The 13,866-nt window shown below is 54.2% G+C and carries 10 protein-coding genes; 4 read left to right on the top strand and 6 right to left on the bottom strand.

The window, feature by feature from the left end; genetic code table 11:
* Positions 1-145 precede the first annotated feature (145 nt).
* The 4 genes from cadA to hmpA form a co-directional block, all read right to left on the bottom strand.
* Positions 146-2,290: a lysine decarboxylase CadA gene (gene cadA, locus INT84_RS06545; protein WP_194206816.1), complete on the bottom strand. Its 2,145-nt coding sequence runs from the start codon at positions 2,288-2,290 to the stop codon at positions 146-148.
* Between the two features lie 87 nt (positions 2,291-2,377).
* On the bottom strand, positions 2,378-3,703 hold the full coding sequence (gene cadB, locus INT84_RS06550; protein ID WP_194206158.1) for a cadaverine/lysine antiporter: 1,326 nt from the start codon (positions 3,701-3,703) through the stop codon (positions 2,378-2,380).
* A 362-nt stretch (positions 3,704-4,065) separates the two neighbouring features.
* On the bottom strand, positions 4,066-5,574 hold the full coding sequence (gene cadC, locus INT84_RS06555) for a lysine decarboxylation/transport transcriptional activator CadC (protein ID WP_194206159.1): 1,509 nt from the start codon (positions 5,572-5,574) through the stop codon (positions 4,066-4,068).
* A 314-nt stretch (positions 5,575-5,888) separates the two neighbouring features.
* A complete protein-coding gene (hmpA, locus tag INT84_RS06560; protein WP_194206160.1) occupies positions 5,889-7,079 on the bottom strand; it encodes an NO-inducible flavohemoprotein in 1,191 nt (396 codons plus the stop codon).
* A 272-nt stretch (positions 7,080-7,351) separates the two neighbouring features.
* Between hmpA and glyA the strand changes: the two genes are divergently transcribed.
* Positions 7,352-8,605 carry a serine hydroxymethyltransferase gene (gene glyA, locus INT84_RS06565; RefSeq protein ID WP_194206161.1) on the top strand — a complete coding sequence of 418 codons (1,254 nt, stop codon included), beginning with the start codon at positions 7,352-7,354 and terminating at the stop codon, positions 8,603-8,605.
* A gap of 135 nt (positions 8,606-8,740) precedes the next feature.
* Positions 8,741-9,880 (top strand): 3-phenylpropionate MFS transporter, encoded by a 1,140-nt coding sequence (locus INT84_RS06570; RefSeq protein ID WP_194206817.1) that lies wholly within the window; start codon positions 8,741-8,743, stop codon positions 9,878-9,880.
* Here INT84_RS06570 and csiE read toward each other — a convergent pair.
* Positions 9,877-11,154 carry a stationary phase inducible protein CsiE gene (csiE, locus tag INT84_RS06575; RefSeq protein ID WP_194206162.1) on the bottom strand — a complete coding sequence of 426 codons (1,278 nt, stop codon included), beginning with the start codon at positions 11,152-11,154 and terminating at the stop codon, positions 9,877-9,879. The genes INT84_RS06570 and csiE overlap by 4 nt on opposite strands.
* 236 nt (positions 11,155-11,390) lie before the next feature.
* On the opposite strand from csiE, the gene INT84_RS06580 reads away from it, so the two are divergent.
* Together INT84_RS06580 and INT84_RS06585 are read left to right on the top strand one after the other, a co-directional pair.
* Positions 11,391-12,035, top strand: coding sequence for a DUF1007 family protein (locus INT84_RS06580; protein ID WP_194206163.1), 645 nt, complete (start codon positions 11,391-11,393; stop codon positions 12,033-12,035).
* A complete protein-coding gene (locus tag INT84_RS06585; protein WP_194206164.1) occupies positions 12,020-13,000 on the top strand; it encodes a nickel/cobalt transporter in 981 nt (326 codons plus the stop codon). Before INT84_RS06580 ends, INT84_RS06585 begins: the two co-directional genes overlap by 16 nt.
* On the opposite strand, the gene INT84_RS06590 is transcribed toward INT84_RS06585, so the two are convergent.
* Complete coding sequence (locus INT84_RS06590) at positions 12,997-13,845, bottom strand: alpha/beta hydrolase (RefSeq protein WP_194206165.1); 849 nt, start codon at positions 13,843-13,845, stop codon at positions 12,997-12,999. The two genes, INT84_RS06585 and INT84_RS06590, sit on opposite strands and share 4 nt — an antisense overlap.
* Positions 13,846-13,866: the final 21 nt, after the last annotated feature.

Below are 13,866 nucleotides of genomic sequence, written 5' to 3' on the forward strand. Positions count from 1 at the left end.
GGTTGATAACAAACCGTCCGTGGAACACGGGGCGACCACCGGATGGGTCCTCCCTCCGGGAACCCAATCCCGGTGCTTCCCCTGACAGTCCACTTTGTCAGCGGTCTGAAGGGAAGCGGCAGACCGCTTCCCTTCTGGTTTCAACTTACTTGTTATTCTCTTTCAGCACTTTAACGGTATAGCGACCATCCGCCTGACGGTAGGCACCGTGAATATCGGTTTCGAAGCCCGGATAATGCGCGCCGATTTCGCAGAGCATTTGCAGGAACTCCAGCACCGGACGGCTGGCATCGGTGATCATCTCACCCGGCATCACCAGCGGAACACCCGGAGGATAGGGGAGGATCATGTTGGCGTTAACGCGACCCACCATCTCTTCGAGATACACCTCTTCGGTTTCACCGTGCAGCTCTTTCTGGAACGCGACATACGGCGTCATTTCCATTGACGGCAGCACTTCAAACGCGCGGAACATCAGGTCCGGCAGATCATGGTGCGCAATCAGTTTATGAATATTCTGCGCCAGGTCCTGAATACGCATATTTTCATAAAACTCCGGCGCTTCCTGATACAGCGAAGGCAGGATATTTTTCACCCGCAGGTTCAGGTCGAACGCGCGTTTAAATTCGGTCAGCGCACGCAGCAGGCTCAGCGCTTTGGTTTTATCGATACCGATGCTGAACAGGAACAGCAGGTTGTACGGACCGGTTTTTTCCACGATGATGCCGCGCTCGTCGAGATACTTGGCGACCAGACTTGCCGGAATACCAAAGTCATCCATGGTGCCGTCTTTCTTCATACCCGGCATCAGAATGGTGACTTTGATCGGGTCAAGGTACATGTGTTCGTTATCGATGTTTTTGAAACCGTGCCACGCGCTGTCAGAACGCAGCGGCCAGCACTCCGGGCCATCAATATGTTCCGGCTGCCAGACATCAAAGAACCAGCCGTCGGATTCGCCTTTCAGGCGTTTGATCTCTTTACGGAACTTAATTGCTCGCTCAATAGAACCGTTGATCAGACGCTTACCGGCATTACCCTTCATCATTGCCGCTGCGGTCTCGGTAGAGGCCACGATGCCGTAATGCGGAGAGGTGGTGGTATGCATCATAAAGGCTTCGTTGAAGGTCTCTTCGTTGACATCACCTTTCACGTGGATCATGGATGCCTGCGAGAACGCCGCCAGCAGTTTGTGCGTGGACTGGGTTTCATAGATCACCTTGCCTTCAACGCGACCGCCGCTCATCCCGCACTTACCGGCATAGATCGGGGAGAAGTTGGTATAAGGCACCCAGGCAGAGTCAAAGTGGATGGATTTCACATCCAGCGTTTTCTTGATGTAGTCGGTGTTATACAGCAGGCCGTCATAGGTCGAGTTGGTGATCACCGCATGCACCGGCCAGGTGGCGTTCGGCGTCTCTTTTACGCGTTTTTCAATGGTGGCACGCTGGAATTCACTCTGCGGAATACCACCGAGGATGCCGTAGGCGTTACGGGTCGGACGGAAGTAAATCGGCGTAATATCGCTCATCATCATCAGATGGGTCAGCGATTTGTGGCAGTTACGGTCAATCAGTACCGTGCTGCCCGCCGGTGCCGAGTACATGCCGACGATTTTGTTGGCGGTGGAGGTGCCGTTGGTCACCATGTAGCTACGCTCGGCGTTAAACACGCGGGCGATATACTCTTCAGCCTCTTTATGCGGACCGGTGTGATCCAGCAGAGAACCCAGCTCAGAGACAGAAATCGACACGTCCGATTTCATGGTATTCGGGCCGAAGAAATCGTAAAAGATGCTGCCGACCGGGCTTTTCTGGAACGCGGTACCACCCATGTGGCCCGGCGTACAGAAGGTGTATTTACCTTCGCGAACGTATTTGAACAGCGCTTTGGTCAGCGGCGGCAGAATGGTGTCGATGTATTCATCGGTATTCTGACGAATTTTCGCCGCGATATCGGCTGCTGCGCCGAGGGCATATTCGAAGAAACGAACCTGCATGCGCAGATCGTTCAGGCTAACGTCCAGCGTGGAATAGCTATTAGCGAAAGCATAAACCGGCATGTACTCGTTCAGCGCGCTGATCTCTTCGCACAGTTCGAGATTGTATTTATCCCAGTCAAAAATCACACCGCAAAGGCGGGCATTATTTTCAATCAGTTTCAGTAAATCTTCGCGGTCGTTCGGATAAACGATGCGGAAGTTCAGGCTTTCCAGCGCAAGGTGCAGTTCACGGATAGGCTCTTCTTTGAAATAGACACCCATGTGATTCATGATGGCAATAACGTTCATAGACATAGTCTTATTCCAGATAAAGGAGGCCCTTCCCGCGACAATGTGGCAGGTGAAGAGAAGAGCCTTGAAATTAGGGAGTAGTGATTAAAGTGCTTCGGCAGTACCGTCTTCGCTGTTCTGGCGCTGGTGCATTTTGCGACCGTAGAACATCAGGATAATCAGGCTGACGATAAAGGTGCCGGACAGTTCGAAGGAGCTGGCACCCATCAGGGCGATGAAGCAGAACGCGCAGCCGAGAACCGAACAGACCAGACTTACCGCATTGCGAACGTTGATGCCTTCAAAGCGGATCAGGTCAACGCAGGAGTAGAAGTAAGGCAGCATGGTCAGCAGCACCGCGATCCCGGTCAGTTCGCCGAACAGGTCGGACGCTTTACCACCGTTGGAGTTCATGATGGTGATGATGATCATCAGACCAGTCATTTTCAGCGCGGCCAGCAGCAGACCTTTCTTCGGAATGCCGTTTTTATCCAGTTCGCCGTACACTTTCGGGAAGTTACCGTCGTTGGCGGCGCGAACACCTGCCTGACCGACCAGCATCATCCAGGAACCCAGCGAGGTCAGGCACGCAAAGGCGGTGAATGCAGAGACCAGCGGCGCAGCCCAGTTGCCCAGAATGGTAGAGGCGCTAAGCGCGAACGGTGCACCCGACGCGGCCATCTGCGATGCCGGATACATACCGGTCATCACCTGAGTTGCGGCAACATAGACGATACCGGCCAGTGCGGTTCCCAGAATGGTCGCCAGCGGTACGGTACGTTTCGGGTTTTTCACCATCCCGGTGCTGACGGCGGCGGATTCCACACCGACGAACGCCCACAGGCACAGCAGAATACTTTTAATCACGGCATGCGGATCGGTGGTGGTAGAGGTGTTCCAGTTCGCGTGATAGGTAGCGATATCGAACCAGTGCCAGCCTACAACCGCGGTCAGCACGACCGGGATCAGCACGAGGAACAGGCCAATGGTGGTCAACCGGCTTACCCAGGTTCCGCCCAGCATATTGATAAAGGTAAAGAACCAGACGATAGCAATACAGGCGATCCCGGCAGGAATCGGATTATTTAAAATCGGGAAATAGGTTGAAAGATAGGAAACGGCGGTAATGCCGATGGCCAGGTTACCAATCCAGTTTGCGTGGTAATAAAGTACGCCGGTCTGGAAACCGAAGGCCGGAGATAATTCACCAGCGTATGCAATCGGGCCACCCTGTTGCGGGTTTTTAGTCGCCAGTCGGGCATAGACATAAGCCAGAGACATCGCGCCGATAATAGATATTACCCAACCCCAAATGGCAATGCCTCCGATGCTGGCGAGGTTCGCGGGTAATAAGGCAATCCCACTCCCCATCATATTACCGGCAACCACACCGGTACAGGCAAATAGCCCGATTTTTTTAGCAGAACTCATGTTTATATCTCCTCAGCGGTATTTTGAGAACCGGATCGGTGAATCATAAATAATCATTGACCCGTCCAACTGCCGACAAGATTACTGAGCAGGCTAAGTAAAGTCCTAAAGTAAAAGTGAAATAAACACAAACATCGTAAAAGTGATAACTTGAGCTTTTTCAGGTAACAGGAAAAAGATAAACAAAACTGTCAGGAAAAGATAAACATTCTTTATTTACAGAGAGTTGTGAGGTGCGTTGCAGGCGGAATTTGTGTTGCAAAAATTAACATTGAATATTTTTAATAACATCTTTATTACGTTTTACTGGCATCAGTTAAACTATTTTTTTCACTGATGCCAGCTTTTGCATTATTCTTTCATTATTCTTTCGCAAGAAAAACCTTAAGGTAGGGCACAACTTTGTCTATGGACGTCTGAAATATGCCATTTTCAATCCAGTACAAGGTATTTTCGCCGGGGCGCAAATTAAACGCGGTGAGATAGGCATCTGCCGCCAGGCGATTTTCACCTTTCATCTCGTATACCTTCCCTAACAGTACATAGTTCAGCCATGACATCTCCAGCGCAATGCTTTTATTGATGGCATCATAGGCGTCATCGACATCGCCTTTACCCAGCAGATAAATAGTTTGCACTTTATAAAACAGAGAGGTTTGCTGAATACCAGGAATTTGCGCTAACTTTTTCAGTTCTGCATTTAACGTCGCCATTTGTTGCGGGTCGAACGTCTGCTGAGATTGACGCAGGACATCCACCAGCACTTTGCCTTCCTGGGCATAGGTGAACTCAGGAGACTGTTTAATGAGGGTGTCCAGAAGCGCACTGGCTTTATTCAGCGATTGTACATCGCCGCTAAAAGCCAGCTGACGCGCCTCATATAAACGGGACAATGACGTGGGCTGCGGAACGCGGAACTGGGCGAGTTGCGCCTGCATGCGCTCAGGCCAGGGCTGCGTCAGGACATCCGACAGACTGTTAAACAGATCGTCCTGGATGGCGATCTGGTTGGTGTCGGTAATGAAATAACGCTTATCCAGCATGGTTGAACCGTCAGCGTTATCCAGCAGAAGTACCGACATAAAGCACTGCTGGGCGCGATAATGGCGCTGGTTAACAAAGCGGATGGTCAGCGTTTTTCCGGAACTGCTGGGTTCGTTGACGCTGTAGTTGGTTTTGTCATGCACCATATAGGTGGAGAAGGTGTTGAGCGACGTGGTGATAAGCCCACCAAGTCCAATGGCATAGGACTTCTGCGAAACCCAGTTATTACAGGAGTTGCCGCCGTCAAAACGTACATCGATATCGCGGGGATTCAGCAACAGCCGCGATTTTGTCACCGCCGGCGTGTGATGAATGACCGACATCAAAATCAGCGCCATCAGCGCGCTCAGCGAGAGCAGGAATAAAAGCCAGGTGCCGATACGGGATTTTCTCGTTTTCACCGGGGGAAGGGGCGCGGTTGGCGCGGGCACGGGCGCGGCAGGCAATTCATCAGGCGCGGCGGGGGCCGGAACTGGCGGAAACGAGTTCGCGATTTCCGAATCGTCGGGCCAGACCACCGAGGCGGTCAGTTTATAACCCCGCTTGGGGACGGTGACGATATATTCGGGACTGTATTCATCGCCATCGCGCAGCGATTTGCGAAGCTCGGAAATACTCTGGGTGACAACGTGGTTGGTGACAATCGTCCGCATCCATACGTTATCAATAATATTATCGCGGCTGAGGACTTCATCCGGGTGCTGAGCGAAGTACATGAGAAGGTCGATCAAACGTGGTTCGAGGGTAATCTGACGTCCCTGACGACTGATTTGATTAACCGAAGGCGTGACCAGCCATTCCCCGACGCGGACAACAGATTGCTGCATAAAGTCGCTCTAACGAATCAATAGAAACGTTAATAATAACACGCTTTGCCGGCCCGCATTTCTGCCAGACGGCAACCTTAAGGGCAAAATGATTATCGCAGGTCTGGCAAGGGAGAAGCGCTTACAGCAATTCAGATTGATGACAAACGTTATACCGTGGAGTTATGCCTGGCGGCGCTTCGCTTGCACAGGCCTGCGGGTGTTGTTAACTTGTTGATATTGAAGATTTTTTGTAGGCCGGGTAAGGCGAAGCCGCCACCCGGCAAAACGGCGTACAAAATAGCAAAACCCGGTTTGTCATTAACCTCAGGCGCTTACAGCACCTTATGCGGGCCGAAACATTCGTAGTGAATGTGGTCTTTTGTCACGCCCAGTTCGATCAGCTGTTGCGCGGCGAACTGCATAAATGCCACCGGACCACAGAGATAATACTGGCTTTCAGCATCGCTCAGCGTCCCTTTCAACTGACGCAGATTCATCAAACCTTCGCTATTAAAACGGGCCGCCTGGCGGTCTGCCTCGGTCGGCAGGCGATACCAGATATGGGCGTTAAACTGCGGCAGGGCATTGCCCAGCGCCATCACCTCATCGGTAAACGCGTGAACGTCGCCGTTTTCCGCCGCGTGATACCAGTTAACCGGCGCGGGGTGCTTGCTCTGGGCGAGCGTATCCAGCATTGCCAGCATAGGCGTTTGCCCCACGCCTGCGGAGATAAGCGTAACGGGTGTTTCTGGCGCAACATGCATAAAGAAATCACCCGCCGGCGCGGCGAGATAGACGACATCGCCAACGTTCGCTTCATTATGCAGCCAGGTAGAAACCTGCCCGCCCGCCTCGCGTTTAACCGCGATGCGATAGTGCTTGCCGTCGCCTTTACGCGTCAGCGAATACTGACGAATCTCCTGATACGGAAAATCTTTTGGCTTCAGCCAGACGCCGAGGTACTGGCCTGGCTGGTAATCGGCGACCGGACCGCCATCGACCGGCTCAAATTCGAAGCTGGTGACCAGGCTGCTGCGCGGCGTTTTATCGACGATGCGAAACGCTCGCGTGCCTTCCCAGCCGCCGGTTTTGCTGGCGTGCTCCTGATACAGCTCGGCTTCGCGATTGATAAAAACGCCCGCCAGCACGCCGTAGGCTTTGCCCCACGCGTCCAGCACTTCCTGACCAGGGCTGAGCATTTCATCCAGGGTGGCCAGCAGATGCTCGCCCACGATATCGTACTGCTCCGGCTTGATCTGGAAACTGGTGTGCTTCTGGGCGATTTTCTCTACCGCTGGCAGCAGCGCCGGGAGGTTTTCAATATTACTGGCGTAGGCGGCGATGGCGTTGAACAACGCTTCGCGCTGGTCGCCGTTACGCTGATTACTCATATTGAAAATGTCTTTAAGTTCTGGATTGTGCTCAAACATGCGATCGTAAAAATGCGCGGTCAGTTTGGGACCGGTTTCCAGCAGCAGGGGAATGGTGGCTTTCACCGTAGCGATAGTTTGTGAATCGAGCATTGCAACGTCCCTCTTTATAATATGTATTTCAAATGCATCTTATAAAAATAACCTTATCTTGTAAATGGTTCTTTGCGACGTGAAAAAATCGCACCTTTAACCTGAAAAGAATTCCATTGCCGGGCGTAAGATCTTTAATCCCAAAACCCTGATATGACGCCATGCCAATCGTTTGCGTAAAATCGTTTGTCAAGACCTGTTATCGCGATGGCAATCGGTTATACTGTCCGCCGTTGCCCAATTTTAATTGTTAGCTGAGTCAGGAGATGCGGATGTTAAAGCGTGAAATGAACATTGCCGATTATGATGCCGAGCTGTGGCAGGCGATGGAGCAAGAAAAAGTACGTCAGGAAGAGCACATTGAACTGATCGCCTCCGAGAACTACACCAGTCCGCGCGTAATGCAGGCGCAGGGCTCTCAGCTGACCAACAAATACGCTGAAGGTTATCCGGGCAAACGCTACTACGGCGGTTGCGAATACGTGGATATCGTCGAACAACTGGCGATTGATCGCGCGAAAGAATTGTTCGGCGCTGACTACGCCAACGTCCAGCCGCACTCCGGCTCTCAGGCCAACTTCGCGGTCTACACCGCGCTGCTGCAACCGGGCGATACCGTTCTGGGTATGAACCTGGCGCAGGGCGGTCACCTGACTCACGGCTCTCCGGTGAACTTCTCTGGCAAGCTGTACAACATCATTCCTTACGGTATTGATGAGTCCGGCAAGATTGACTACGAAGATATGGCGAAGCAGGCGCAGGAACACAAACCGAAGATGATTATCGGCGGCTTCTCTGCTTACTCTGGTGTGGTTGACTGGGCAAAAATGCGTGAAATTGCCGACAGCATCGGTGCCTGGCTGTTCGTCGATATGGCGCACGTCGCAGGACTGATCGCCGCAGGCGTTTACCCGAACCCGGTTCCGCATGCTCACGTTGTGACCACCACCACCCACAAAACGCTGGCCGGTCCACGCGGCGGCCTGATTCTGGCGAAGGGCGGCGATGAGGAGCTGTACAAAAAACTGAACTCTGCCGTATTCCCCAGCGCTCAGGGCGGCCCGCTGATGCACGTTATCGCGGCGAAAGCCGTGGCGCTTAAAGAAGCGATGGAACCAGAGTTCAAAGTTTACCAGCAGCAGGTAGCGAAAAACGCCAAAGCGATGGTAGAAGTGTTCCTGAACCGCGGCTACAAAGTGGTTTCCGGTGGTACTGAAAACCACCTGTTCCTGCTGGACCTGGTAGATAAAAATCTGACTGGTAAAGAAGCTGACGCCGCCCTGGGCCGCGCCAACATCACCGTCAACAAAAACAGCGTGCCGAACGATCCGAAGAGCCCGTTTGTCACTTCCGGTATCCGTATCGGCTCTCCGGCCGTGACCCGTCGCGGCTTCAAAGAAGCTGAAGTGAAAGAGCTGGCCGGCTGGATGTGTGACGTTCTGGACAATATCAATGATGACGCGGTTATCGAGCGCATCAAAGGTAAAGTGCTGGATATCTGCGCACGCTTCCCGGTTTACGCCTGATTCTTTATTGTTTGCAAAGGCCGCCTCGTGCGGCCTTTTTTTTGCCTGTTTTTCAGCAATGTTGATAATGTGTTGCTTAACGTTGCAAGCCGCACCGTTTATCGCCAGACTATCGCCTCCACACGGGAGGGGATCATGGTTTTGCACTCGACGCGCTGGCTGGCGCTCAGTTATTTCACCTACTTTTTTAGCTACGGTATTTTTCTGCCCTTCTGGAGCGTCTGGCTGAAAGGCACCGGGCTGACGCCAGAAACCATCGGTTTGCTGCTTGGCTCAGGGCTGGTGGCGCGTTTTCTCGGCAGCCTGCTGATTGCGCCGCGGGTGAGCGATCCCTCTCGTCTGATTATGGCCTTACGCGTACTGGCGCTGTTAACGCTGGTGTTCGCACTGGCCTTCTGGTTTGGCACGCAGGTGGCGTGGCTGATGGTCGTGATGGTGGGATTCAACCTCTTCTTCTCGCCGCTGGTGCCGTTGACCGATGCGCTGGCAAACACCTGGCAAAAGCAAATTACGATGGACTATGGCCGCGTGCGGCTGTGGGGCTCTATCGCGTTTGTGATTGGTTCCGCGCTGACCGGTAAACTGGTCAGCCTGTATGACTCGCAGGCCATTCTGGCGCTGCTTACCGTGGGCGTGGCGTCGATGTTAATCGGTATGTTGTTGCGTCCTTCGGTTATGCCACAGGGTGAGAAGCGTCAGCAGGAGGCGGCAGGGTGGGGTGCCTGGCGTAATCTGCTGGTCCAGCACTGGCGCTTTCTGACCTGTGTCTCCTTTTTGCAGGGCGCACATGCGGCCTATTATGGCTTCAGCGCGATTTACTGGCAGGGCGCGGGCTACTCTGCTTCCGCCGTGGGCTATTTATGGTCGCTGGGCGTGGTCGCGGAGGTGGTGACGTTTGCATTGAGTAAAAAGGTGTTTCGTCGGTTTAGCGCCCGCGATCTGCTGCTGCTTTCCGCCGTGTGCGGTCTGCTGCGCTGGGGGATCCTCGGCTGGTCCACGGCGCTACCGTGGCTTATCGTGGCGCAAATTCTGCACTGTGGCACGTTCACCGTCTGCCACCTTGCGGCGATGCGCTACATTTCCGCGCGGCAGGGCAGCGAGGTTATCCGCTTACAGGCGATGTATTCGGCGGTGGCAATGGGCGGCAGCATTGCCGTCATGACCGTATTTGCCGGTTTCCTCTATCAGCATCTTCAGCAGGGCGTTTTCTGGGTGATGGCGCTACTGGCGCTCCCGGCGATGCTGCTGCGCCCCCGCGTGGCGGCGCAGCGTTAAGATTCCAGCATCTGCTGAATATGTTCGCGTTGATTCACGCTGAGCGGCTGTTCGGCGTGGATTAACGGCGGAGAAAACAGCGGCAGAAGCGTCACATAAGGCGTGACCACCAGCGTCACTTCCTTCGGCGCGCCCTGCGTCTGAAAGGCATGAAGCGTAAGATATTTAATATTGAGCGGCAACAGCGTCAACTCGCGCAGCTGCTGCTCAAGCGCCTGCTCCAGCACCGGATCGTCGCCGACCAGCAGCAGTACCTGTTTTTCATGCAGATCGTCTTCATGCATCAGCCAGGCCCCGAAGATCACCGCAATCAGCCCGGCTTCATTATCGGTAAACTGAAGATCGTAACCGTCCTCCAGACAGCGCAGCGCCTCGCGGGTGGTGCGCATCAGGCGTGGATAAAGTTGATTGATCTCTTCCGGCAGACTGTTATCGATGCCGATACCGAATACGCTACGATCCAGCGCCTGAACCAGATGAATATAAAGCTGGCGGCTCAGTCCCTCTTCATCACTGAAACGTCGGCCTGCCAGCTGCTGAAAGCGGGTGATAAGCTGACCAATCATCAGACGCAGGCGGCTGTCCTGCTGATGCGCGTCACGCAACGGATCCGGCGTTCTCAGCACCATAAACAGCAGGCTCAGAAAAAGATGCTCATTGGTATGAAGTTTTTGCGTCACCCGACGCTGCCAGTGGCGAATAACATCCGTGGTGGCGATATACTCAGCCCGCGCCTGCGTCCAGAGCTGCTGGGCCGGGTTAAACTCTGGCGACAGCCCCAGTTGATGCTGAAGCAAACAGTATTGTAAGTAGAGCCGCAGAAAATGCCGGTCGCGGCATTCAAACTGCCGCTCCAGCCGCCGGGCGCAGAGATTGACCAGCGCTTGCAAATTGGTTTCATCATAAAGCGTGCGCGCGATACCCTGCACTTTCATTTGCGATTTCAGTGCGGGCGTGAAGTGCTGATCGATAAAATGCGGGCACAGTCGCAGCGCCCGGCGCAGCCAGTGCAACAGGCACAGGCGCTGGTCGAGAGTGGTGCCTTCAATCCGATAGCTACCGTCCGGCTGCGAGTTGATGGTGAGACGATGATAACGCTGGATCTCCTGATTCGCCTCAGCGATATCCTGCCGGGTCACGGCACTCTCTACGTTATTCACTCTGCCAATAAAGTCAGGGGTGATCGTGTGCCCCGGCAGATACAGCATCAACAGCACCTGACACCGGCGCTGTGGACTGGAAAGCACAGATGGTGGAGCGGTAAGTGTCATCATCTGTATGGTTCCAGTTAACGGGTTAATGTTCTCGGGATCCTGCAAATGGCGTCGGGCGCATTTACCCGTGCAACGTATTCATGTACGTTGCAGAAAGGCTTTTATTGACTGCCCTGATGCAACCTGAAGGATTTGTGTATAAGAATAGCTAAAGGATCGCAGTGCGAAAGCGCAGCCGGACCTCTTTCCATAAGGAATGCTGGGGAATGTCACAGAATTTTTCACGTAAGAAGCTCATGAACAAAGTTAAAGCGTGCGCCCTGGCGCTCATTTTCGGGTTTTTATCGCTACCTGTAGCCGCGCATCCCCACAGTTTTATCAGCATGCGCAGCGAGGCAATAACCGCAAACGGGCAATTTACCGCGCTCAAAATGCGCTGGACGATGGATGAAATCACCTCTGCGGACCTGCTTTATGATGCGGGCGATGCGAAGCCGGGGGATGAAATCTGGAAAAAGCTGGCGGCGGAAGTGATGGCTAACGTGCTGGGGCAGCACTATTTTAGCGAGATGTGGCACAACGGACAGAAAGTGAAATTCATGAACCGCCCGTCGGAATATCATCTCGCCCGGGAAGGGCACAAGGCGGTGCTGACCTTTGTGCTGCCGCTGGCTGAGCCGCAGCCGTTGTCCGGGCAAACGTACACCTTCTCGACCTTCGATCCAACGTACTTCGTTGATATGAGCTACGCCGGGAAAGGCGATATTGCTTTTGCAGGCCAGGATGCCTCACGCTGTACCCTGACGCTTCATACGCCGAAGCCGGATGAAAAAATGACCGCGTACGCGTTGTCGCTGGATAAAGCTGATGCACCGCCGGAGGATATGGATCTGGGTAAGCAGTTTGCACAACAGGTGGTATTACAATGTCCCTCGTTTTAAATCCGGTTCGCCGCAGGCGACGCTGGCTTCACCTTTGGCCGCTGGCGCTTTTTTTGCTGCTGGCGCTGGCAGGCGCAATGTGGCTGTGGCATGACTGGCCGCAGGTGATGATCAAAAGCATTATCTGGCAGCGCGACGTAAACCAGCGGATGAGCGCACTGCTCCAGGCGGTTGCCGCCAGTCCGCTGCGGGCCGGGGCTTCGCTGCTGCTGTTTAGTTTTACCTACGGCATACTGCACGCGCTGGGGCCGGGGCATGGCAAAATCGTAATAACCACCTGGCTTGCCACCCATCCTTCGCAGCTTAAATCGAGCATCGGGCTGACGCTGGCGGCATCCCTGCTTCAGGGGCTGGTGGCGATTGCGCTGGTGGTGATTGTTCTCACCGTGTTGCAGTTGCCCGCGCGGGAATTACACCTCAGCAGCTTCTGGCTGGAGAAGGGCAGTTACGCGCTGGTCGGCGTACTGGGCGTATTGCTGTGCTGGCGGGCGCTGAAAAAACTGCGTCTGTTGCTGCGCAGGCCAAAATTTACCGCGTTTACGCCCCATCATCAGCATCATGCGCATTGCGGCTGCGGACATCAGCATTTGCCCACCCCCGAGCAACGGCAGGCGGGCGATGACTGGCGGGCCAGGCTAATGATTGTGCTGTCGATGGGAATGCGCCCCTGCTCCGGGGCAATTATGGTGCTGCTGTTCAGCAAGGTGATCGGCGTCTTTAGCTGGGGCGTACTCTCCGCGCTGGCGATGGCGGCGGGCACCTCGATTACCATCTCATCGCTGGCGCTGCTGGTGCACAGCTTCCGCTCGCTGGCGGTGAAACTTAGCGACAATAAAGCGCCGGTGTTGTGGCGGCAGGTCGGCTGGGCGACGCTGGCACTGGCAGGCGGCGGCGTGCTTATCGCCGCGGCGCTGGTGATGTGGCTCAGCGCACAACCCGTCGCGCGTGGCCTGCGTCCTTTTTAATGCGCCAGCGCGGAGAGATAAAACTCAACCAGTTTATCCCGGTAAATATCGCCGTGGCGCGAGGTAAACGCGTCGATATGTTTGCCGCCGGGAATAATGATTTTTTGTTTCGGTTCAGCGGCAAGCTCAAACAACTTTTCTGTATGGTATGTGGCGATAACATGATCATCGGTGCCATGCAGCAGTAATAGCGGGATGGGGCTGAGTGAAGCGATGTATCGCTCCGCGCTATAGTCGTCATCTAACAGAAAACCGATACCGGGGATGGCATCGCTGGCGCTCGCTGAATACGAAAGAAACGTCGAATCAATGGCAATCGCTTTAATGCCCTGGCGATCGCCGCGCCCGACGGCGGCGATGACGTTATTGCCGCCGAGGCTTTGTCCCAGTAGCACGAGGCGCTCAGGATCGATATCTTCCCGCTGGCGCACATAATCAATGGCGCTCTCTGTATCATCGCACAGTCCTTCCGGCGTCGGTTTACCCTGAGAGTCGCCGAAGCCACGATAATCGAACATAAAAACATTGAAGTTGCGTTCAGGCAGCCAGCTGACCAGCGGCCAGTGGGCGGTCATGTTGCCCGCATTGCCATGCGCGTGAATGACGGTTGCGTTCGCCTCGAGAGGATGGCCTTTTGTCGAGGGAATAAACCAGCCCGTCAGGTGCGTACCGTCTTTGGCGGTAAAATCGACGCGCTCGAAAATAGCCGGGCGATAGCCATAGTAATGGTTATCAGGGTAGTAAAAGAAGTTGAGGGCGACGCGCGGCAGCAGAAAGGCGCAGAATGCGAGGACGAAAATAATAAATAAACGCTTCCAGTGCTTTATCAGAATCATGGTATCCATACCGTCTCAGCTTTTAAACCC

This window comes from Superficieibacter sp. 1612_C1, assembly GCF_015234305.1.
Lineage (GTDB): Bacteria > Pseudomonadota > Gammaproteobacteria > Enterobacterales > Enterobacteriaceae > Superficieibacter.